Origin of the sequence: Candidatus Scalindua japonica, assembly GCF_002443295.1 — a bacterium.
Taxonomy (GTDB): Bacteria; Planctomycetota; Brocadiia; order Brocadiales; family Scalinduaceae; genus Scalindua; species Scalindua japonica.
On the sequence record NZ_BAOS01000001.1, the window covers coordinates 98,346 to 123,408 of the forward strand.

Consider the following 25,063-nt stretch of genomic DNA (forward strand, 5'->3'; position numbering starts at 1 on the left):
ATGAAATATAATCAGAAAGAAATCCTGGAAATGTTCATGAATAATCAGCTGGATGAAGATAAAGCTGTGGAAATGATTGATCAAATGCAAAAAGAAGAGGACAATCATGATATGAACAACCAGCAGGAGGAAAGAGATACTGTAAATGTTAACCAACCATTACACAATAATATTTATTATCGTCCTGTATGGGAGAAAATTGAACTTATAGATAAGGGAGAAAACCGGGTGACCGGTACGATATTGCTATTTGACCGTGGTCAAGGAACAGCAGATGAGCTGTCGGCTATGCTGCAGGGAATGAGCGATAGTGGTGAAATAATACATGTTAGACCAGGTTCTGCTTATAAGAAGCTTGCAGAGGATATATACGAAATAAACTCTGAGTCAACTGAGGATTATGAGAGATTGATGGTTGATTTGAAAGAGCATGGACAGATACCGTCAGGGATTATACACACATGGAATTATGTACAGGAAGATAGAGATTTGCCGGTTAATAATGAGGAGTTGGAAGATAGCCTCAAAAGAGGGGTGTATTCAGTATTTAATATAAGCAGGGTGCTGATGAACCTGGAAATTAAGAAGAGCGTGAGGCTGTTATATCTCTTCCATGAAACAAAAGAGAAGGTGCAGCCTCAGGATGTTGCGGTAGGTGGTTTTGCACGGTCGATAAGGCTGGAGAACCCGAACTTTGACTATAAGACCATCCAGGTTAAGGCAGACAATGCTCATTCTGTGGCATTGTTTTGGGCTGTCAGGGAACTGCAATCTGACGAAAACAACGACCATGTGGAGATTCTTTACCGGGACAAGGAAAGATATGTCAGGAGGGTGACAGAGCCTGTACAGGAAAAGAGTGTAGATAAGGATAATGCTGCGCCGGACAGTGTTCCACTGAAAGAAAACGGAGTTTACCTCATAACAGGTGGAGCCGGAGGTTTGGGGCTTATATTTTCGCGGTATTTTTCGGAAAAATACAGGGCGAAGCTGGTGTTAGCGGGCAGGTCTGAGGTGGATGAAGAAATACGAGAGAAACTGAAGGGTATAGAGGCGTTTGGTGGTGAAGCCGTCTATCTACAGGCGGATGTATGCAGTTACGTGGATATGGAAAATGTGGTCAGAGAAGCGAGGAAGAGGTACGGGAGTATAAACGGGGTGATCCACGGTGCAGGAGTGATAGAAGATGCCTTTATAATGAAGAAGGATAAAGAGAGTTTTGAAAGGGTGCTCAATCCCAAGGTCTATGGGTTGCTGAATCTTGATCAGGTGACGGCGGAAGAGAAACTTGACTTTTTTGTCATGTTTTCATCTCTTACATCTGTGATTGGTAATATGGGTCAGAGTGATTATGCAAGCGGCAACAGGTATATGGATAGTTACGCTGAATTAAGGGAGCAATTGAGAGGGAGTGGTAAGAGGAGTGGAGTGAGTCTGTCGATCAACTGGCCGTTATGGAAGGATGGCGGTATGAGGCTTCATGAGGAATCAGAGCGGTTATTGTTCAAGATATCCGGGATGAAGCCATTGAGTAGTGAAACAGGTATCAGGGCATTTGAGAGCGGCATGAAATCTATATCTACAAATCCATCACAGAATCAATTGATTATTGCAGAGGGAGATAAAATCAAAGTTGATAAATTGCTCAATATCAACGTTTTCGATGACAGGAACAAGATAAATAGAAGGCAGAATAAAGTCGACAATACGAATTATGATGAGCTGTATAAGAGTCTTCAGCAGGATCTGATAACTATAGTAGCAGAACTTCTGATGATTGAGGCTGATGATCTTGATATAGAAGCAGATATGAGTAAATATGGGTTTGATTCTATTGTCCTTGTCGACTTGACGAATAAAATTAATAAAAAATATAATATAGGGCTGCTTCCTACACTTTTCTTTGAAGATAAATCCATGAAGGAATTCTGTGACTATCTTATAAAAGAATATGAAGATGCTTTGTGTAATTACTACAAAGATATAGTAAGAGATAAGAATATCACAACGCCAGGACCTCAAATTGAATCAACAATAAAACGGGACCAGGAATTCCTGGAATATAATCTTGATTTTAATAACAGGTTTAACGGTTTTCAAAGTGAAGAGATCCGTAATGATTTGATTGCCATAATAGGGATAAACGGGGTTTTCCCGGAATCGAAAAATCTTGAGACTTTCTGGAACAATCTGGAATCAGGGAAATCTCTTATTTCTGAAATACCTGAGCAGAGGTGGAAATGGCAGGAATTCTTTGGAGATCCTCACAAAGAGGTAAATAAAACAAACTCAAAATGGGGTGGTTTTATAGAAAATGTTGATAAGTTTAATGCAAGGTTTTTTAATATCTCTCCGAGAGAAGCTGAACTTATGGACCCTCAACAGAGGATATTTCTGGAGATTGTCTGGAAAACAATAGAAGATGCTGGATACAAGGTGTCTGCTTTCTCCGGAACAAATACGGGCTTGTTTGTTGGTGTTGCAAATTGTGATTATTTTGAAATACAGACAAGAAATCACCATGAGATCGAAGCTTATACTTCTACGGGCATAGCTCATTCAGTTTTAGCAAATCGTATTTCTTATCTGTTAAACCTTCATGGCCCCAGTGAGCCAGTTGATACCGCATGTTCCAGCTCACTGGTGGCGATACACCACGCGGTCAGGGCGATCCAGAACGGTGATTGTGAAATGGCTATAGCCGGAGGGGTGAATGTTATTTTGACACCTTCAGTATACATAACGTTCAGTAAGGCGGGGATGCTCGCTCCTGATGGCAGGTGTAAAACTTTTGATAAAAGTGCCAATGGATACGTCCGGGGAGAAGGTGCTGGAGCCGTGCTATTAAAACCCTTTAATAAGGCGGTAGAAGATGGTGACCACATATATGCAGTAATAAAGGGAAATGCTGTAAATCATGGGGGACACGTCAGTTCTTTAACTGTACCTAATCCTGATATTCAGGCGAATCTTTTAGTAAATGCCTATGGAAATGCCGGAATTGACCCCTCGACGGTGAGCTACATAGAAACACATGGAACTGGTACTTCACTGGGTGATCCGGTTGAGATTAATGGGCTGAAGAAAGCTTTTAAAGAACTCAACAAAAGACTCAACAGAGATACTGGTGGTAAGAACTATTGTGGGGTCGGGTCTGTGAAGACAAATATTGGTCATCTTGAAACTGCAGCAGGTATTGCAGGTGTTATAAAGGTGCTTCTTGCCATGAAGCACAGAAAAATCCCCGCAACGGTTAATTTCAAAGAACTGAATCCTTACATAGAGATTTCGGAAAGCCCTTTTTATATTGCAGCTGAAACACGTGAATGGAATTGCCTGAATGACGATAATGGAAATCCTGTGCCGAGACGCGCTGGAGTGAGTTCTTTCGGTTTTGGGGGAGCAAACGCTCACATTGTACTTGAAGAATATGTAGATAGTAGAGAATCAAACAGGAATATAAATTCAGACGAGCCTGCCATTATAGTACTCTCGGCAAAAAGAGATGAACAGTTAAGAGATTACGCAGAAAGTTTAAGAGATTATGTCAAATCAGATATTGCTAAGGTAGATGGATCAGGAGTAGCAGGAAGTCCTCGGTATCTTGGAGACATTGCGTATACATTGCAGACGGGGCGAGATGCATTTGATGAGAGGCTTGCGGTAGTGGCAGAGAGTTGTGATGAGTTGGTGCGTAAGCTGGATGATTATTTGAATGGGGCAAAGGGTATAGAGGGCGTGTATAGAGGACGTGTAAAGTCGGGTGGAAGTCGTGAGGGCAGGCTGGGTGGTACGAAGGAGGAAAAGGATTTTGTTTTACAGCTTTTTAACGCCCGGAGATACTCTAAGATTGCTGCATTCTGGGTAGAGGGGGCTGAGATAGACTGGGAAGTATTCAACCGTAATAAGGGATTCAGGCGTATATCACTGCCCACGTATCCCTTTGCCCGTGAGAGGTATTGGATATCAACATCTGATGCCAGTGGCAAGATGGATACCGGCATAGTAAGGGGGCTTCATCCCCTGGTAGACGTGAACGAATCGACATTAGAGGAAGAGCGGTTCAGGAAGAGTTTTACGGGCAGTGAATTTTATCTAAAGGACCATGTAGTTGCGGGTAAGGAGACCTTGCCGGGAGTTGCGTATATTGAGATGGCGAGGGCTGCAGGAGAGATTGCTAAGGGATCTCCGGTAACGAGTATAAGAAACATAGTCTGGGCAAGTCCCATAACAATTGACTCAAAGAATAGAGAGGGACGGGAGGTAATCATCAGCATATACCCGGGTGACAGTACTATCGGTTTTGAGGTGAGCACGGAACAGGAAGGTGGCGGTAAGATAGTGCACACACAGGGAAAGATTGCTTATGGTCCGGGTGATAACAGGCAGGTGGATCTTCAGACAGGCGAGAAGGAATTTGCTATTGAGGTGATAAAGGGCAGATGTACGGCTATAAAGAAGCGGGAGGATATCTATAGGAGGTTCAAGGCAGCGGGCATCAGCTACGGTACGGGATTTCAATGTATGGAGGAGATACGTAGTAACGGTAGAGAAGCGCTTTCGAGGATAAAGATTCCGGAGGTTGTGAAAAGTGGTGCTGGTGACTACGTACTGCATCCTTCGCTCATGGATGGGGCGTTACAGTCAGTAATGGGATTGGCAGAGGATGATGAAGCGTTTCAGAGTGGATTCTATCTGCCTTTTGCCCTTGGCGGGGTTGAGATAATAAGGCCGTTGACGGAAAGCTGTTATGCTTACGTGACAATAGGAGATGGTGATAAGAAAGCAGGTTCCGGTGTAAAGAGATACGATATAAGTATACTGGATGAATCGGGCGATGTGCTGGTACGGCTTAAGGGTTTTTCAGTAAGAGCCTTACGTGGCGGCGATCTGAACAAGAGAACATCTGTGGAGGTAGTGGAGAGGAATGAACGATATTATCACCCTGTATGGGAAAGGGTTGAGCTGACAGGTACAGGAGGGAGCCGAGAGACCGGTACGATATTGCTGCTTGACCGTGGTGAAAAAGAAAAGGGTGGGCAGTGGTTAAATAGAGAGGAGATAGTCAAAGGTGGAAAAATAATCCATGTCATACCCGGTACTGCATATAAAAAGCTGGCAGCGAATAGATACGAAATAGATCCGGAGTCTTCAGAGGATTATGAGAAGTTGTTTAAAGAGCTGGGAGTAAGAGGGTTAATGCCTGCCTCTATTTTACATACATGGAATTATGTGAAGGAAGCTGGCGGTCTTCCGAATAGTAAAGAAGCGTTGGATAGCAGCCTGAAGATGGGGATATATGCAGTGTTTAACATAAGCAATGCAATGATGAAGTGTAAGATTAAGGAGAGAGTAAGGCTGTTATATCTATTCGATAGTACAAAGGGCGGGGTACAGCCTCAGGATGCTGCTTTAGGTGGTTTTGCAAAGACGATAAGACAGGAGAATCCGAAGTTTGACTACAGAACCATACAGATAGACTCTGCGGAAGCTGATTCTGTTGTATTGGATTGGGTAGTCAGGGAACTGCAAACTGAAGAAAACCAAGACCATGTTGAGGTTCTTTACCGGGATAACGAGAGATATGTGAGGAAGGTGGAAGAGTTCGTACCGGAAAAGATTGAAAAGAGAGAAAAGAGCGGTAAGGAGAGTACCATACCCGCAAGTGTTCCGTTAAAAGAAAACGGGGTGTACGTGATAACAGGTGGTGCCGGAGGGTTGGGGCTTATCTTTTCGAGGTATTTATCAGAGAAATACCGGGCAAAGCTGGTGTTAACGGGCAGGTCTGAGGTGGATGAAGAGATAGGGGAGAAACTGAAGGGTATAGAGGAGTTGGGTGGAGAAGTCGTCTATCTACAGGCGGATGTATGCAGTAATACAGATATGGAGAAAGTGGTAAGGGAGGCGAAACAGAGGTACGGGAGTGTAGACGGAGTGATCCATGGTGCGGGGGTGATAGAAGATGTCTTTGTCATGAAGAAGGATAAGGGGAGTTTTGAGAGGGTGCTTGGCCCCAAGGTGTATGGATTGTTGAATCTTGATCGGGTGACAGTGGAAGAGGAACTTGACTTTTTTGTGATGTTTTCATCACTTGCTTCTGTGATAGGCAATATTGGGCAGAGTGATTACGCGAGCGGCAACAGGTATATGGATAGTTACGCTGAGTTAAGGGAGCGATTGAGAGGGGAAGGTAAGAGAAGTGGAGTGAGCCTGTCGATTAACTGGCCGTTATGGAAGGATGGAGGGATGAGGCTCCATGAAGAATCTGAGCGGATGTTGTTCAAGATATCCGGGATGAAGCCGTTGGGGAGTGAAGCAGGTATCAGGGCCTTTGAGTGTGCGTTGGCCAGCGGTAAAAGTCAGTGTATTGTTATTGATGGAGAGAGAGAAAAGGTAAACAGGTTGCTGCAGATTTCTGAGAGTGCCGGTATAGCGGTGGAGGAAGCGACTGAAGATTCCGGAGCATTTTCTGAAACAGGGATAAAGGATGATGATCTGAAAGGTCGTGTACAGCAGGAGATGATTGGTCTGTTGTCAGAGCAGCTGAAGGTAGAGAAGTCGGAAATTGATATCGATGCAGATATAAGTGAATACGGAGTAGACTCCATAATGATCATGAATATGATGAATGAGATGGAGCAGAGGTATGGGAAGGTTGTGGAGGCGTCAGTGATCATGGAGCATCCGACGGTAAGCAGTATGTCTGATTATCTGATAGAAAAGAAGATTATCCCGCTGGAGAGGATTTTTGGTACTACGGAAGATACTAAGATCGAGGTTGTAGCAGAAGGAGATATTAACAGACTGAAAGAGGAAGCAGTTATCTTGCCGATAAAGAGGACTCAGAGGCCGAGGTTTGTGGATTCAAAGTCAGTGGGTGTTAAGGGTATTGCCAGGCCTGAAGGTGGTCCTGAGTCTGGAAAAATAGCGATAATCGGTATGTCGGGCTGTTTTCCCGGTTCAAAGGATTTAGAAAGATTCTGGGAGAATCTGAGGGATGGTAAAGATCTGATAATGGATGTGCCAGAGCAGAGGTGGAATATTGAGGAATATTTCAGTCTGGATAAGGCGGCTTTTAACAAGGCGTATTCGCGGTGGGGAGGGTTTATAGAAGATATAGAGATGTTTGATGCCGGGTTTTTCGGCATAAGTGAATCAGATGCAGCAGGGATTGATCCGCAGCACAGGATTCTGCTTGAGAGGACACAGGAGTTACTGGACAGATGCGGATACACGAAAGATGAGATGAGCAGGAGCAGGACGGGGGTGTATATTGGAGGTGGTAGCAGTAAATACAATTCGATGGGTGAGTTTTCAGGAGATCAGGCTGGTAATATAGTGGTAAACCTGATACAGAACATGATGGCAGCGAGGATATCAGATTTTTATGATTTGAGGGGGCCGTCGTTGACGATGGATACGGCGTGCTCATCGTCGCTGGTTGCAATACATAATGCGTGTCAGTGTCTCAGGGGCGGAGAGATAGAGATGGCGATAACGGGAGGAGTGGAACTGCTGTTAGATTCATCAGGACATGTAGCGTTCAGTCAGGCGAAGGTGTTATCAGATGATGGTGTGTCGCATGTGTTTGATAAGAAGGCGAACGGGTTTGTACTGGGAGAGGGGTCAGGGCTGGTGCTGTTAAAGAGGCTGGAGAATGCGATACGGGATGGAGATCAGATAGACGGTGTGATATTGGGGTCCGCGGTGATCAATGACGGACATACGATGGGGTTAACGACACTTAATCTGAGGCACAGAGAGAGGTGATAGAGGAGGCGATCAGCAATAGTGGGGTGAGTCCGGATAGTATCAGTTATCTTGAGGCGCATGGTACGGGTACGTTGCTGGGAGATCCTATAGAGATCAAGGCGGCAACGCAGGTGTACAGGAAGTATACGCAGGGGAGACAGGTATGCGGGGTGGGTTCGGTAAAGTCAAATATAGGTCATTTGTTACGGGCTGCGGGGGTTGCGAGTTTTATAAAGGTGGTACTGGCGCTGAAGCACAGACAGATACCGCCGACGCTTCATTGTGAGGATCCGCATCCCAGGTTCAGGTTTGATGAGTCGCCATTTTATCCGGTAACAGAGTTAGAGGAGTGGAGGCAGAGGGAAGGAGTGAGGAGGTCTGGGATTTCGTCGTTTGGATTTGGTGGAACGAACTGTCACATGATAGTGGAGGAGTTTGATAATGAGAAGAGGGGTTATAAACCGGAAAGAAATCCACTGCCGCTTACTCAGTTCCATAAGAAAAGATACTGGATCGGTAATGAACAAATGGGACAGAGGAAAAATTCTGAGATATTAATGCTGGATGATTCTGCGAGTATGCGTGAATATATAAAGAACAAAGTAGCGCCGGAGAAGCGGACTAAAAATCTGGCAGATAAAATAGAATACTATATCGTTAAAACTCTGTCCGGCAAGCTCAATGTGTCTTTACAAGATGTTGATGTTGATGAAAATTATCTAGATATGGGACTGGATTCTACTAACTTGATTATTATGTCAAAAGAGATTGAAGATGAGTTGAATATTGAGTTATATCCTACCACTTTTTTTGAACATCCTAACATTAGTGAGTTATCTGTATATTTTGCGGAAGAATATAGAAGTGAATTTGAAGACTATCTTGGTATTGAAACAGAGGACTATGAAGTTGTTGAGGAGAAAATATATGATAAACAACGCGGTAAAGTCGAAGAATTGCTAACTGAAAAGAAGGTTGCCGGTGAAAAAATAGTCCGGCCTGATATTCATTTTAAGAATAGAGAATGTGATATTGCAGTTATTGGGATGTCTTGTGTTTTTCCCGGATCTTCAGATTGTGAGGAATATTGGAGAAACCTTGAATCAGGGAATGATTTAATAACTGAAGTACCTTATGAGAGGTGGGATTGGAAAGAGTTTTATGGAGATCCCCTGGAAGAGGCTAACAAGACTAACTCAAAATGGGGAGGATTTATAGAAGACATTGATAAATTTGATGCATCTTTCTTTAAGATATCTCCCAGAGAAGCTGAACTTATGGACCCACAACACCGCATATATCTTGAAATGGTATGGAGAGCAATAGAGGATGCCGGATACAGAGCGTCCGCATTAAGCGGAACAAAAACAGGAATATTTGCGGGAGTTTCCAGTTTTGATTATAGTGAGCTGTCAGGCAATGGTGGTGAGGAAATAGATGCTTATACTTCTACCGGGATTGTGCATTCTATGTTACCCAATCGAATATCATATCTTTTAAACATCCATGGGCCAAGTGAACCTGTAGATACCGCTTGTTCCAGCTCCCTTGTCGCAATCCATCGCGCGGTAAGATCCATTCAGAGCAGTGATTGTGATATGGCTATTGCAGGCGGGATTAATATAATACTATCACCCAAGGTGTATTTGTCGTTCAGCAAAGCCGGTATGCTCTCTCCTGAAGGCAAGTGCAAAACATTCGATAAAAGTGCCGATGGATATGTAAGGGGAGAAGGTGGTGGAGCCTTACTTTTAAAACCATTAAAAAGTGCAATAGATGACGGGGATCATATCTATGGAGTAATAAAAGGAAGTGCGGTTAATCACGGTGGGCATGCAAGTTCATTAACCGCTCCAAACCCTGACATTCAGGCGGCGCTTTTAGTAAATGCCTATGAGAACGCGGGTATTGACCCTGAAACAGTAAGTTACATAGAGACACACGGGACAGGCACACCTTTGGGAGATCCTTTAGAAATTAACGGGTTAAAGAAGGCATTTAAAGAAATCAATAAAAGACATAATAGGGATATGGGTAATAAGAACTATTGCGGCATTGGATCAGTTAAGACAAATATAGGCCATCTTGAAGCTGCTGCTGGAATAGCAGGCGTAATAAAAATATTGCTTGCAATGAAGCACAGGAAGATACCCGCAACCGTTAATTTCAAACAACTGAATCCGTACATAGATATCGCTGACAGCCCTTTCTATGTTGCAGGAAAGACACATGAATGGAAACGCCTGAGTAATGACAGTGTAAATCCTGTACCGAGACGGGCAGGAGTAAGTTCATTCGGGTTTGGTGGTTCAAATGCTCATATTGTACTTGAGGAATATGACGACAGGAGAGAACAGGTTTCCTTACGTAAAAATCAAAATTCAGACGAGTCAGTTATAATAGTATTGTCGGCAAAAAGAGAGAATCAATTAAGCGAGTATGTAAGAAGTTTGAGTAACTTTATCAAAGGTAATTATCAAAATGACATACAGAACCCCGGTGCGGATAGTAAGCATCCTCTGGTAGAAGGTGAAAATCAGTCTACTCTTGCTGATATCGCATACACGCTTCAGACAGGTAGGGATGCTTTTAATGAGAGACTGGCTATAGTGGTAAAAAACAATAAAGAGTTGGAAAAGAAGTTAGATGATTATTTGAATGGTGTTGAGCACATAGAAGATTTGTATAGGGGCAGTTTTAGACCCGGTAAGTCCAGGAAGGGGATATTGGAGGGATCAAAGGAAGAAAGGACATTTGTTTTACAGCTTTTCAATGCTCAGAGGTACTCTAAGATAGCAGAGTTCTGGGTTGAGGGATCCCAAATTGACTGGGAAGAATTATGCGGTAATAAGGGATACAGGCGAATGTCACTTCCTACTTATCCTTTTGCCCGTGAGAGGCACTGGATAACTTCAGCCAGGAATAGTAGTTTGACTTCAAAGGGCTGGGAGAAGCAAAAGGAATTATATTACCATCCTGTGTGGATAAATTCTGATTTGACGTATGCACGAAAAAAGGAAAACATAGGGAATGTTCTGGTTTTTGACTATGGTGAAAAGCTATTAACTGAGCTGGGTACAAAGATTGATGACTTGGGAAACGACAATGAATTGATACATGTGGCATCCGGTTCTGAATATAGAAAACTTTCAAAGCTATCATACGAGATTGATCCTGAGCTTCCCGGGGATTATGAGCGATTAATGGAGGATTTGGAAGTGCATGGGTTAATGCCATCCGGTATTATACATTTATGGAATTATGTGCGGGAAAATAAAGATCTGCTGATTAATAAAGAAAATTTGGATGATAGCCTGAAGAAGGGAGTATATTCTCTATTTCACATAAGTAAGGCACTGATCAAGCGTGACATCACGGACCAGGTCAGGCTATTATATATATTCCCTGGTTCACAGGAGAGAGTTGATCCGCAGGATGCTGCAATAGGAGGGTTTGCCAGATCACTCAGGCTGGAGAACCCGAAGTGTGATTACAAGACTATACAGATAGATCCTGCGGAAGTTGAAACCACGATTTTGGATATAGCAATTCGTGAATTACGGTCTTTAGAAAATAATGAGCAGGTTGATATCCTCTATAGAAATAATAATCGATATGTCAGGAGTATAGTAGCATTAGAACAAAAGGCAGGTGAAATGGCGTGTTTCAGTTCTGAATCGGATAGGTTGAAAAAAAATGGAATATATTTGATCACGGGTGGAGCCGGCGGTCTTGGATTGATATTCGCGAGGTATTTAGCAACCAGGTATATGGCGAGACTGGTTTTAACCGGAAGATCCGCGTTGAGTAAGGAAACTGAGCAGAAGATAAAAGAAATTGATGAATCAGGAGGAAAAATTGCTTATATACAAGCTGATGTCTGCAAACTTGAAGATATGGAGAATGTAGTAAGGGAGGCTAAGAAGAGGTATAAGAGAATAGATGGGGTAATCCATAGTGCAGGTATGTTAGAGAATGCTTTTATACAGAAGAAAGATAAAAGTTCTTTTGAGAAGGTAATCAGTCCAAAGATATATGGATTGATCAACGTTGATCGTGCTACAAAGGATGAGAGACTGGATTTCTTTGTGATGTTTTCATCGTTAACTTCGGTTACGGGTAATATCGGACAGTGTGATTATGCGACTGGAAACAGGTTTATGGACAGTTATGCGGATTTGAGGGATAAGTTAAGGAGTGATGGAAAGAGGAGTGGAATCAGTCTTTCTATCAACTGGCCTTTCTGGCAAGATGGTGGTATGAAGATGCATGAGGAGTATGTGCAGCAGTTGTTCAGGATATCGGGCTTGAAACCTTTGAGCAGGGAGTCTGGGATTAAGGCTTTTGAAGATGCATTGATCAGTGGCGAACGTCAATTTATGGTTATTAATGGCGAAAAAGATACTGTGAATACATTAATGCAGATTCCTGAAAGGGGAAGAGCTGCTGAAGACAAAAAACCTGAAGAATTTGATGGTGATTCCCAGACAGGTTTTTCGTCTTCCAAACTGGAAGACTGCTTTCAACAACAAATTATTAAGGTTTTTTCAGAACTGCTTAAGGTAGAGGAATCGAAAATTGATGTTGATACGGATATAAGTGAGTATGGTGTCGATTCAATAATGATTATGAAAGTTGTGAAAGAAATCGAGACGCGTTTCGGATTAAAGTTTTATCCAAACGAATTACAACAATATAATACCATTCACAAGATAACTGCCTATTTGGAACAGGAGTTAAAACAGGTATTACCTGAATCAACTAAATTATGGAATATAAATAAACCTGACACAGCAAAACCTCTTATCTTTGTATTGAGTACTCCAAGAGCAGGGTCTACGTTATTACGGGTAATGTTAATGGGACATACTGAACTTTTTGCTCCACCGGAATTAAATCTATTGCCTTTTGATACATTAAATGAACGCAATATTGTCCTGACAGAAAGAAACCAGAAGCATCTGAAAGAGGGATTGATCGTAGCTATTAAACAACTGCAGGGATTATCTACGGATGATGCTATAGAAAAAATGAAGGAGTTGGAGGGCGAAAATAAATCAATTCATGAAATCTATCAATATCTGAGAACTCTGGCAGGAGATCGTTTCTTTGTTGATAAATCACCTTTTTATGCAATGGATAAAAAAGTTTTAAATCGTTCATTGGAAATTTGTAAGAATTCTTTTTACATTTATCTGATACGACACCCTCTGTCGGTAATGGAATCATTTGTCCGAAATAGATTTAATAAATTATTAGGTGTCAAAGATGACCCCTGGTTATATTCAGAGAAATTATGGAGAGAGATGAATACAAATATCCGAACATTTTTGTCAAATGTTCCCAGGAGTCGGTGGATTGGAATTCATTTTGAAGATCTGGTCAGAAATCCTGAATATGTTATGAAGGCGGTATGTACGCTTTTGCATATAGATTATGAAGAGTCTATGATACTTCCTTATAGCGGCAACCGTGCTATAGAGGGTCTGCATGGTGACTCTCTACAGGTTGGAGATCCAAACTTTCTAAAACACGATAAGATAAAACCGGGATTAGCTGATGTTGGTAAAGGACTTCTTGAGATACCGGCCGGTCTGAGTGCACAAACAATAAAGGTAGCTCAGGAACTGGGCTATTCCATTGCCTCTTCACAGACCATTGGACTTTTACCGGCACAAAAAGCGTTTATGAACCGTTTCGGTACAGACCCGGTTTGTCATATAGTACAAATTGTCAGCATTCAGTTTAAAGAGGGCCTTGACAGAACGAGGTTGGAAATCAGTTTTCAGAAGGTAATTCAAAAACATGCGGTTTTAAGATATTCATTCTCTATAATTACTGGAGAATGGATCCAGAGTGAGACTGAAAATGATCATTTTACAATTTGCTATGATGATTTATCTGGTATGGACGAGAAAATGAAGCAATCCAGAATGCTGACGCTGGAAAGTGAATTAAACAGGAAGATAAATATCAATAGAGCGCCTCTGTTGACATGTGCGGTTGTTGATCTTGGCTCTTTTCAATATCAGATTATGTTGGTTATTCATCATTTAATCGCGGATGGTGAAACTCTGAAACTGATCTATAAAGAGTTATTAGGGTTTTATGAAAATCCTGAGAAAGGTGTTGAGGAAATAGATCAAAGATACAGAAATTATTATGGTGATTTATTGGAATTAGAAAAAAATATAGATAAAGATGTTGACTCTCATAAGAAATATTGGATGGAACAGATGCATAATCAGCAAGTGTCGTGTCCTCTGGATTTTAATAAAGGGCCGAATATTATTTCTTCCGAGAAAGAATTTACCTCTATGCATACGTTCAGGAAACTGGGTATCGACAAATTAAAACCGAAAAATATGTCTTTTTATTATTTATCTGTTGGGCTTTACTACTATATGGCAGATTGGATCGGCAAGAAAGAACCCGTGATAATACATCGACTCCATCGCCGAAATGTTAACTCGAAAACGATATATTATGATGTTGCCGGATGGTTTGCAGGGGACATACCGCTGTCTCTATCTGTTGAATCTGAATCATCTGTGCATGAAAACATTCAGAGATTTAGAAGAAAATTTCTGGAAATACCTATGGGAGGGGTAACATATGAGATTTTATCCAACCGGGGATTACTGCCCTACGCGTATAAAGTTGGATCTGTTCGTTTGAATTATCAACCTGAGTTTCATGATCCAAATATTGAAAAAATTGGTACCCATATTTATGAACCTCTGGAACATGAACGTCTTTATATGATAGATCTGATAGTAAGGACGGAGAAAGATCATTTTGTGGTGATTGTCAGATATTCCAGCAATTATCATAATCTTGCTACGATAAAACACCTTGTTCGCAACTGGATAAATATGACAAGGCACATAATATCAGAGAGTAGCAGCAGCATCATAAAAAAGGTGTCTTAAAGGATGTCGGCAATAATTATTTATATATAATATATTAAGAAGGTTTCTATCAATATTTTGCTATTCAAATGGATATTATTTGATAAGGGTAGTCGGTAAACGGGATATCAAACCAGACAACTTATCGAAGGAAGTTCATTGTACTATCGTAAATATGATTAAATAATAGTATGAAAAAAAATATAAAAAAACTACTATTGGTTGAACCATCATGGGAGCGCACAAAGCGTTACTGGAAGAAATCAAAATTATTTGGTGTAATTCAACCAATTCGTCTGGGATATATTGCAGCCCTCACACCGGGAGACTGGGAAGTAGAGGTTATTGATGAAAATGTAGAATCGTTTATCTATAAAGACGCGAGTCTTGTTGGCATTACCTCCTTTACCCATAACGCGCTGCGGGCTTATGAGATAGCGTCTGTCTATAGAAACAAAAATATTCAAGTGGTGATGGGTGGTGTACATGCCTCAATGATGCCGGAAGAAGCTTTGAATTATGTAGATAGTGTAGTTGTTGGAGAAGCCGAAACCGTATGGGGTAATCTGATAAAGGATTTTGAGAGTGGAAATCTCAAAAGAGAATACCTGGGGGGGTATCCGCCACTTGAGGGATTGATACAACCGAGAAGAGACATCTTCTCAGATGATTACTTTTTTGGAATAATACAAACATCACGTGGGTGTTCGGTGGGTTGTGAGTTTTGCTCTGTAACAGAATTGAATGGCAGAAAACATAGACAGAGACCAGTCAATGAAGTATTAGATGAATTAGAAACTATTCCGCAAAAGATTGTCTTCTTTATTGATGATAACATAATAGGATATGGAAGAAATTCTGAACAGAGAGCAATCCGTTTGTTTAAGGGATTGATAGAGAGAAAGCTTAACAAACGATGGTTTAGCCAGTCTACGGTAAATTTCGGGAATAATGAAGAAATATTATATTATGCCAGGAAGAGTGGGTGTGTGGGGATTTTTTTAGGGATTGAATCGGTAAGTAAAGATGTTCTTAAAGGGATGAGAAAGGGGGTGAACATTAATACTGATTACTATGAAACAATTAAAAGAATTCATAAATATGGAATTCTGGTATCAGGAAACATTATGATTGGAAATGATGAGGACACGGAAGAAACCTATAAGGCAAATGCAGAATTTGTTATTAAGGCCAATATAGATATACCCAGTCTGTCTAATGTTGTTCCACAGCCCGGAACACGACTGTTCAAAAGATTAATTGGCGAAGGCAGGCTCAAATACAGTAATTTTCCTGAGGACTGGAAATATTATGATTGGAACAGTATAACCATTAAACCTAGATATTTTACAGAAGAGTTTTTGATCAGATCAAATAAGCGAATCTATGGCAGAATATTTTCGATTCCAAGGATTGCAATCAGGTTTGTAAAAACACTGATTTATTGTAGAAGTTTTTTTCTGGCAGTTGTGGCATTGAGACTGAATATCGTTCTTCGCGGGTTTAATAAAAAAATAGGATTTTCCTGATGAAGATAACCGTTATTGTAAATTAAGGAGTAAGAGATTAAATTTGAATCTTTAGTATCAGTTTTTCTGGTAAGTTTAGGCTTTTTTATTTCATTTATTAAAAAAAAAGGCAGTTTCAATAATAAGAAGTTATGGACATATGTTTATCAGAGTTTTGCAGCGGTGAACCCTGATGGATTCAGTCTTATGAATTTAGGCTATGCCGCTTCATCAGATATTGATCTTGAAGATACTGAAAGTGATGAAAGATACAGCTTTCAGTTATATCACCATGTGGCAAGTCCGGCAGAATTTCATGATCATGAAGTACTTGAGGTAGGATGTGGTAGAGGAGGGGGAGCGTATTTCATAAAGAAATATTTGAACCCGAAAAGTATGGTTGGGCTGGACCTGGCAGGAAGAGCTGTAAAACTATGCAAAGAAAAATACGGGACAGATGGACTAGATTTTATCAATGGTGATGCGGAAGCGCTTCCTTTTTTAGATAACTCATTTGACATTGTGATAAATGTTGAGTCTGCATTCCATTACCCTTCACGTGATGATTTCTTTAGAGAAGTGAAGAGAGTGTTAAGGAAAGATGGATATTTTCTGTATGCGGATGTGGAGATCAGAAACGAAGTCGAATCTCTGGATAATAGTATTCTTGAGGCAGGATTTACGCTTCTTAAACGGGAAGTAATAAACGATAATGTTATTAAGGCATGTGATTTAGACAGTATACGTCGGAAACGAATTATTGATTCCTCATGTCATCCACTCTTTCGCTTTCTGGCCTATAATATCCCGGCAGTTCCGGATTCACGGGCTTATAATAAAATAAAATCAGGTGAGATACAATATCTGTGCTATGCTCTTAAAAAAAGTGAAAATGAATTATTGAAGAACAAAAATTTAATTTTATAACAGAAAATTTAGCTTTGATATTATGAAAAAATTACTACTGGTAAACCCTATTTCCGAAGAAGTAAATCGAAATATGCGTGGTTTTAATAAACTTATTTTTAATGCCCCCCTCGCTCTGGGCTATATTGCGGCACTCACACCATCACATTGGAAAATAGAAGTATTAGACGAACAGGAAATTAACTTTGAGAATTCCATTGATAGATTATCTGAATACAGTAATGTTGATCTGGTTGGCATTACTGCCCTGACTGTTACCGCACCCAGGGCTTATGAAATTGCTGCTTTTTTCAAGAAAAGAAAAATCCCGGTTGTCATGGGCGGAATCCATGTATCAATGATGCCTGATGAGGCGTTGAACTTTGCTGATTGCGTGGTGATTGGAGAACCGGATTCAATCTGGAATGACTTAATAAAGGATGCGGAAAATGGTAACCTCAAGAAAAAGTATACAGGTGAATACCTGCCGCTTGGAGGATTAGTTAAACCGAGAAGAGATATTTTCGGAGATTACAAGGCTGCTACAGTACAAACATCCAGAGGCTGTCCGATGAGCTGTGAATTCTGTTCTACAGTAGCATTTAATGGCAGGGTGTATAGGCAGAGACCGGTAAATGATATTCTGGATGAACTTGAATCAATTCCTCAGAAAATGACTTATTTTATTGATGATAACCTGATTGGTCATAACAAAAAAGATGAGGAAAGAATCATTTCCTTATGTAAAGGTATGATAGAGAGAAAGATAAACAAAATGTGGTGGTGCCAGGCCACAATGAGTTTTGGAAACAATGAGGAACTTTTATATTATGCCAGGAAAAGCGGTTGTGTCTGTGTTTTGTTAGGAATTGAGTCGATAAGTGAAAAAGTATTAAGAAGGATGAATAAGGAGCTTAATCTTAAACTGGATTATCGAGAGACGATTAACAGAATACATAAAAGTGGGATACTGGTATTAGGAAACATATTAGTTGGAAATGATGATGATACAAAAGAAGTAATAGAGGAAAATATACAATTTTTTAAAGAGGTGAACATTGACGCTCCGGGACACGTGTTTGTTACTCCACTTCCCGGAACAAAATTTTTTGAAAGGTTAGATGCTGAAAACAGGATTGTTAACAAAAATTTTCCTAAAGATTGGAAATATTATGATCTGCTTCATCTGGTAATAAAGCCAAATGCCTTATCTCAGAAAGAAATTATAGACCTGAAACTGCTTTTTTACAATAACCTTTTTTCCTATCGACAGATAATTATCAGAGCTTTCAAGTCCCTGATTTATTCAAAAAAATTGTACATAGGGATTGGGGCTCTGTTGATGAATCTGTGGTATCGTAAGTTTTTCCACCGTTATGATTCCCTTATAAAAGAGGATGAATAAGTTAACCCGGTTTATTCAATTTATTTTTTTCTGTCGATTTGAATAAGGAATTAAACATTGAAAATTGAATTAATATCTCCCAGTACAAAGTCAAGGATACTCGATTATGGCGGGAATCTCAGGGTTTTTGGAGATGATGTTTTTCTTATGTATGGTCTGGCTTTAACTACAATTGCCGCTTATACGCCTTCCGGGGTTGAAATTTCCATTACAGACGAAAACCTCAGCCCGATCGACTTTGAGAAGGAGGTTGATTTAGTTGGTTTAACCAGCCTCTCCTTTACCGCTAAACGGGCGTATGAAATAGCTGCAAAGTTCAGACAAAGGGGAGTCAAAGTAGTAATGGGCGGTGTTCATGCTACTATGCTGCCGGAAGAGGCCCTTGAACATGTCGATATTGTTGTTATTGGTGAAGCGGAAGACCTCTGGCCGCAACTTATAGATGACTTCAGGAATAACAGCCTGAAGAAAATTTATCGATATGATAATAAGCCGACAATTGATACTCAGCCTATACCAAGACATGATCTTCTGGAATTTGACAGGTACCTTATGTATCCTGTTAATACTACCCGGGGTTGTCCCTATAACTGCGAATTCTGCACGGTACACGCTTTTTTTGGAAAGGGTATGCGCCGAAGGCAAATTACAAGAGTTATAGAAGAGATAGCAAAACTTCGTAAGGGAATACGTTTTAAGGGCTATTTCTTTTCAAATATGAAAAAACCCATTGCATTTGTGGATGATAGCATCTGCGGTGATTTTAAATACGCGAAAGAGCTGTTCAGGTCCTTGATACCTCTGAAAACATTATGGTGGGGGCAGGCCTCATTGAATTTTGCCCGTGATGACGAGTTGCTTGATTTGATGAGCCGTAGTGGATGCATATCGACAACAATCGGGTTTGAATCAATAAAACCTGAGAACCTGGATCTCATGAACAAAAAAATCAACAGGGTAGAAGAGTACAAAAAATCAATTGATAAAATACATTCACAGGGAATTTATGTCTACGGTGCCTTTATAACGGGAAATGATGGAGACAGTATCGAGGATTTCAAGAAACTGGTAGACTTTATAAATGATAATAATATCACTGAAGTGCAGATTACTGTCTTAACTCCATGTCCCGGAACAAAGCTCAGCAAAGATCTGGACAAAGAAAGCAGAATTCTCCATAAAGATTGGAATAAATATGACGGGCAGACTGTTGTATTTAAACCTAAGAACATGACTCCCGACGAATTGCAGAATGGTTTATACTGGACACTCCAGCAGGTCTTTTCATACCAATCCATATATAAGAGATTAACTGCATTATGGAGTAAATCGCAATTTAAAAGTTTTACCGGTAATGTTCCCTTTTATCAAAAAGTACTGTTTTTCCTGTACTTTGCTTCTTATATTTTCAGTATGGACGCTTCAAGGGTAAAGTTTGTTTTAAAGATTATATTGTTTTCTTTCAGGAAGAAAATTGATTTGTTTTATACCCTGTTAGTCATAAACTCTCATGATTATGCATACTCATTTCCAAAAGGAATAGACCCTCAGGCATACAGGGAGAAAATAAAGAACGAAAAAGACAATCGTTCCAAAGGGAAATAATATGCCCTTTTTCAAAACAGGCTTTCAGAAAACCTGTTTGGCGGATGATAAAAGTGATGACACCCTCTCTTAGCAATCCGAACAGCGCCTCTGGCAAGCTGAAAAAGAGGATTTCTATGTTACTATGGAATAATCAGACATTCGCAGAAATTCAATGCCTCCTGCGTTAGCCTTTCCTTCTATTATTGAAACAATAATTTTGAATTATTTTATCAACTATTTATGTGTTTATAAAAAATGTTGACTAAATCATTAATATTTTGTGCTTGTCCTAAATCAACCCTGGGCAGTACCAGGTTAAGATCCTCCATACTATCTTGAGCAATTTCAACCCTGTCAATAGAATTTGCTCCCAGATCCTTCAGGCTTTGATCAATAGAAATAGAATCTGAATCAATATCTATTAATACTTTTATAATGTTTTCTTTAATAATGTTAAAGATATCTTCTCTGGTCATAATAAAACTCTCTCTTTATTCATAAAAAGTTATGGTAATATTAATGAATGACATAACGTAATGCAACATACAATATATTAACATAAGGAACAGCTTGAAAGGATGAAAAATTAAAAATATGTCTTCAAGAGTTATTTTTGTTTTCCTGGATGGTGTTGGATTAGGTCGAGCGAGTGATAATAATCCATTCACTATTGCACCAATGCCTAATCTATATAACATCATTCAAAAACCATTAGTCAATGGAAATTTTATTTTTAAAGAAAAACTGTTGCTGAAAGGAATAGACGCCTGTTTAGGAGTAGAAGGCCTGCCGCAAAGTGCTACAGGACAGACATCTCTTTTTACCGGTACAAATGCTGCAAAAGAGCTGGGATACCATCTCGTCGCTTACCCGAATAACACATTAATAAAAATTATTAATGAACACAATCTTCTTAAAAATGCGGTTGAACTAGGTTATAAAGCGACATTTGCAAATGCGTATCATCTGGAACGCTACAATCAGCTGATACAATCCGGACGCATTTCCCATGCGGTAACGACTCTTTGTGTCAAAAGTGCTCAATTGTCGTATAGAACACTTTCTGATTTACAGGAAGGTACGGCGGTATATTGGGATATAACCCATGAGGTTTTAAGAAAAGAAGTCTCTGCCATTTCTATAGTTCAGCCAGAGATCGCGGGAGAAAATCTCGTCCGATTATCCGGAAATTATGATCTTGTTCTTTATGAGTGTTTTATGACAGATATCTTAGGACACAGTGGTAAATTAGACGATATATTGTCTTTCCTTCAAGTCCTGGATCGTTTCTTTTCAGGAATCGTAAAAAATATGAATAACGATACTACCTTGATAATCACCAGTGATCATGGAAATATTGAAGATATATCTGTAGCGAGTCACACCTATAATCCAGTTCCTCTTTTAGTAATAGGTAAAGAAGCTGAAACATTTGAAAAAATAGAGTCTATTCTGGAAGTGACAGGTGCCATTCTCTCGGTTCTGTCCGGACAATGATTTTACCATCAGCAAATTCCTTCTTATTAATCTACTCTAACTCATTTGATGAAGTGTATGAAGAGACCAGGGAGTACTTCAGAAAAACAGGACCTGAAGAGATTGAAAAAGCGGAAGCAAATTCCTAAAAGTAAAAAAATAAGAGAATAAAAGGCTAATTCACTATTCAAGACGCGACACCAAGGTTCCGCGACACCAAGGTTCAGATTTTCGCGTTTGTGTCCAAGTATAAAAAGGGTGCAACAGTACCGACCGGTCAGACTGAGTTTGTCTTCAGTAAACTTGAACTTCCACAGTTCTCAGTACGATTGGCTGGTGGTAACGGGTAACGACACAGCCAGGTTCAAGTGTTCAGGTGCCATCAATGGTACAGACAATTACAAGTTCATGGTCTGGGAACAGGATGATAACCCTGATGACACCTTCCGAATCAAGATTTGGTGTGAAAATGGAGGTGGTGAAAACGTCCATTATGACAACGGATCTAACCAACCTATAGGAGGAGGTAGTATTAAAGTTCATAAGAATTAACTGTAATACTTTAATAATTTGTACTCTTAAAATAAAAGTGGCATTATTGTGCCATTAAGATGCAAGGATGCTCCTTTTTTTTACTTACAATTCTGGTATAACGATTTCTTGATGTAAGGCTTAACAAGAGACTGATAAGGGATATTTATTCCGTTCGTTTTTTTTCTTAATCTTATTTAAAATATACTCAGACAGCCCGGTCTAAATGGATTTTGTCGGCGCTACCCTATGACTAAACCTTAACATTTTATTCAGTTTTCCTTTTATGTGAGTTCTGTGTTTAGTAAGATTTGATGGAAGAAACTATACTCCAGTCTTTCATCTGAAATTCAGTATTCCCTATTTAATAGATTTACATGTTGACACAAATGATAATATAATTTATCATTTCGCCTATCATGAAAATGTTGTTCAAGCCGCCATTTAGAAAGTTTGTAAAAAAACAATCAAGGTCTTTTCAGCTTGCTATTGAAGATGAAGTGGAGAAAATCCTGAATAATACTGATATTGGAGAAACAAAGAAAGGTGATCTGTCAGAATTCAAAGTTCACAAATGTAACTTTAAAGGTCAGCAATTTCTGATTGCTTATCATCTGGAAAAACATTGCATTATTTTATATATGATAGGAAGTCATGAAAATTTTTATCTTAAGTTGAAAAGGCACTTGAAGGAGGCAGAGTAATGAAAACCGCACAAAAGGTATACAAAGAAATATTGGAAATGCCAATTAAGGAGAGGGAGAAGCTCTTTGCAGTTATTGCAAGACGTGGATTTGAGAAGGATTATTACAATCATGAAGAAGTGTTTGATGATATACGGCAATCTCCATTTACAATAAAGGAAGCCTCTGATTATCTTGAAGTGGCTGAGATAACCGTAAGAAGGTGGGTCAAATCGGGAAAAATAAAAGCGAGAAGAGTTGGTAAAAGCATAGTGTTTAACGCAGATGACCTTAAAAAATTAAAAAAAAGAGTAAATTTCAGGAACAATAGACTATTGGTGTAGATTACAAATCTGAAAATTATATAATATATTTTTTTTTGTTCTTAATGTTTAATCAAGACAATGTTGTTTTCTAATAATCAAAGACATTTTTATTTCAGGATGGCACGACACTGGAGCTTTTTTGCCATTTCTTTGATTTGTGTATATAATATTTTTCCCCGTGGCGTTTCAAAGGGTGGGGGTCAAGTCTCTTCTTGTCTGCAAGTAGTTCTTAAGGTTGCAAAGTAAAAAGATAAGAGAATAAAAGGCTTATTCACTATTCAAGACGTGACACCAAGATTCACCAAGATTTATGATTTCTCGCAACTATAATAAATAAAGGGACTAAAAATGAGCAACATAAAGAGCTGCAACAAGTATAAGGGACAAATTTTAATTATTTTTATAAGCATAATTGTGCTCACATTGGTTATCAATCCGTATTATTATCTTGTATATGCAGATTATGCGGAAACTTCTGCACAATTATTACAGAAAAAAATAGATTATATCTGGATTATTATTGCTGCCAGTATGGTTTTTTTTATGCAGGTAGGGTTTACTGCTTTTGAGGCAGGATCAGTACAGGCAAAAAACGCCATAAGCGTTTCCATAAAGAATATATTGAATTTCCTTGTAAGTTCTATTGCATTTTTTATCGTAGGTTTTGGGCTCATGTTCGGATTAAGCTATGAAGGTTATATAGGTATTAATAATTTTCTTTTGAACGGAATTGATGTCCATCCAAATACATTGGGGTATGCCTTTGTGTTTTTCCAACTGGTATTTGCTGGAACTGCGGCCACTATTATATCAGGAGCATTTGCAGAAAGAGCAAAGCTTTTGACCCACATATGTACAACTATTTTTGTAGTCTGCCTGATTTACCCGGTCTTTGGTCACTGGGCTTGGGGGCATTTATTTCATTTAAATCAATATGGGTGGCTTGGAAAACTGGGATTCATAGACTTTGCAGGTTCTACAGTTGTTCATTCCATTAGTGGCTGGGTTGCGTTATCTGGCGTGATTGTACTTGGCCCGAGAATAGGGAAGTTTAATCCTGATGGCACGGTAAACAGGATGCATGGACACAATCTGCCATTGGCGACATTAGGTACATTTTTTTTGTGGTTTGGGTGGTTTGGATTTAATGGAGGTTCTCTTTTACGAGCAGACACAAGTATTGGGTTGGTTATTATTAATACAACCCTTTCTGGTGCGGTTGCGGGTGTGGCTGTAGCAATTTTTGGGAAACTGAGGAATAAAGGACTGGATGCCGCTGAGATTCTTTTAGGAATCATGGGGGGCCTAGTTGCTATTGGCGCCGGTTGCAGTAGAGTAAGTTCCGTATATGCATGTATTGTTGGATTATGCGCGGGTATTATTGCAATGCTAGCTAAAGATTTTATTGAAAAGGTATTAAAAGTGGATGACCCTGTGGGGGCTATTCCCATCCACGGCTTTTGTGGGGCATGGGGCACATTAGCCGTTGGGCTGTTTACTCCTGTTTCCGAATTCTCATTGACAAATTCCAACCGTCTATTGCAAGTAGGAGTCCAATGCCTGGGAATTATCGGCGCATTCGCATGGGCTTTTTCTTTAGGCCTTTTGTTCTTTTGGTGCCTTAAGAAATTTGTAGGTATCAGGGTCAGCACAGAAGAAGAAACAAAGGGATTAAATATCAGCGAATATACTGATGTTACTTCCTGGCTTGATTTTGTTAAAATTACAAAAGTCCAGGATATGAATGTAGCGTTACAAGGTAAAATAAAAGAAAGAACAGAAGAACTGGAAAATATAAAGAGAAATCTCGAAGAAGATGTAAGGAAACGAACATCAGAATTAGAAGAGTCACGAGATGATTTTAAGCAAAAAGTAGAGCAATTGGAGAACTTTGAAAAAGTTGCTATCGGAAGAGAATTAAAGATGAAAAAAATGGAAGAAGAATTTGAAAACTTTAAAAAATCAAATGATAAATAAT

Annotated in this window: 13 protein-coding genes; 12 read left to right on the top strand and 1 reads right to left on the bottom strand. The window is 39.7% G+C overall.

Going from position 1 to position 25,063, the window contains the following annotated elements:
- The 6 genes from SCALIN_RS00370 to SCALIN_RS00395 all read left to right on the top strand — a co-directional run bounded on the left by SCALIN_RS00370 (position 1) and on the right by SCALIN_RS00395 (position 20,087).
- A complete protein-coding gene (locus tag SCALIN_RS00370; RefSeq protein ID WP_096892281.1) occupies positions 1-7,770 on the top strand; it encodes a type I polyketide synthase in 7,770 nt (2,589 codons plus the stop codon).
- On the top strand, positions 7,767-14,684 hold the full coding sequence (locus SCALIN_RS00375) for an SDR family NAD(P)-dependent oxidoreductase (RefSeq protein ID WP_096892282.1): 6,918 nt from the start codon (positions 7,767-7,769) through the stop codon (positions 14,682-14,684). The genes SCALIN_RS00370 and SCALIN_RS00375 overlap by 4 nt, the downstream gene beginning before the upstream one ends.
- A 170-nt stretch (positions 14,685-14,854) precedes the next feature.
- The gene (locus tag SCALIN_RS00380) at positions 14,855-16,192 is read left to right on the top strand and encodes a B12-binding domain-containing radical SAM protein (RefSeq protein ID WP_096892283.1); all 1,338 of its coding nucleotides are present in this window, start codon (positions 14,855-14,857) and stop codon (positions 16,190-16,192) included.
- 186 nt (positions 16,193-16,378) lie between these two features.
- Entirely contained in the window at positions 16,379-17,098 is a 720-nt protein-coding gene (locus SCALIN_RS00385; RefSeq protein WP_133111555.1) for a class I SAM-dependent methyltransferase, read from the top strand.
- Between the two features lie 22 nt (positions 17,099-17,120).
- Positions 17,121-18,482, top strand: coding sequence for a B12-binding domain-containing radical SAM protein (locus tag SCALIN_RS00390; RefSeq protein WP_096892285.1), 1,362 nt, complete (start codon positions 17,121-17,123; stop codon positions 18,480-18,482).
- 57 nt (positions 18,483-18,539) lie between these two features.
- Complete coding sequence (locus tag SCALIN_RS00395) at positions 18,540-20,087, top strand: B12-binding domain-containing radical SAM protein (protein WP_096892286.1); 1,548 nt, start codon at positions 18,540-18,542, stop codon at positions 20,085-20,087.
- A gap of 212 nt (positions 20,088-20,299) precedes the next feature.
- On the opposite strand, the gene SCALIN_RS00400 is transcribed toward SCALIN_RS00395, so the two are convergent.
- Positions 20,300-20,545: a phosphopantetheine-binding protein gene (locus SCALIN_RS00400; protein WP_096892287.1), complete on the bottom strand. Its 246-nt coding sequence runs from the start codon at positions 20,543-20,545 to the stop codon at positions 20,300-20,302.
- A gap of 118 nt (positions 20,546-20,663) precedes the next feature.
- Between SCALIN_RS00400 and SCALIN_RS00405 the strand changes: the two genes are divergently transcribed.
- The 6 genes from SCALIN_RS00405 to SCALIN_RS00425 all read left to right on the top strand — a co-directional run bounded on the left by SCALIN_RS00405 (position 20,664) and on the right by SCALIN_RS00425 (position 25,062).
- Positions 20,664-21,566 carry an alkaline phosphatase family protein gene (locus tag SCALIN_RS00405; RefSeq protein WP_096892288.1) on the top strand — a complete coding sequence of 301 codons (903 nt, stop codon included), beginning with the start codon at positions 20,664-20,666 and terminating at the stop codon, positions 21,564-21,566.
- Complete coding sequence (locus tag SCALIN_RS23285) at positions 21,563-21,694, top strand: hypothetical protein (RefSeq protein WP_261340980.1); 132 nt, start codon at positions 21,563-21,565, stop codon at positions 21,692-21,694. The genes SCALIN_RS00405 and SCALIN_RS23285 overlap by 4 nt, the downstream gene beginning before the upstream one ends.
- Before the next feature lie 139 nt (positions 21,695-21,833).
- A complete protein-coding gene (locus SCALIN_RS00410) occupies positions 21,834-22,097 on the top strand; it encodes a hypothetical protein (RefSeq protein ID WP_096892289.1) in 264 nt (87 codons plus the stop codon).
- A 398-nt stretch (positions 22,098-22,495) separates the two neighbouring features.
- Positions 22,496-22,780 carry a type II toxin-antitoxin system RelE/ParE family toxin gene (locus SCALIN_RS00415; protein WP_096892290.1) on the top strand — a complete coding sequence of 95 codons (285 nt, stop codon included), beginning with the start codon at positions 22,496-22,498 and terminating at the stop codon, positions 22,778-22,780.
- Positions 22,780-23,103 (top strand): helix-turn-helix domain-containing protein, encoded by a 324-nt coding sequence (locus SCALIN_RS00420; RefSeq protein WP_096892291.1) that lies wholly within the window; start codon positions 22,780-22,782, stop codon positions 23,101-23,103. Before SCALIN_RS00415 ends, SCALIN_RS00420 begins: the two co-directional genes overlap by 1 nt.
- A gap of 330 nt (positions 23,104-23,433) precedes the next feature.
- Positions 23,434-25,062, top strand: a complete 1,629-nt coding sequence (locus SCALIN_RS00425; protein WP_096892292.1) for an ammonium transporter — start codon at positions 23,434-23,436, stop codon at positions 25,060-25,062.
- The last annotated feature ends 1 nt before the right edge of the window (position 25,063 follow it).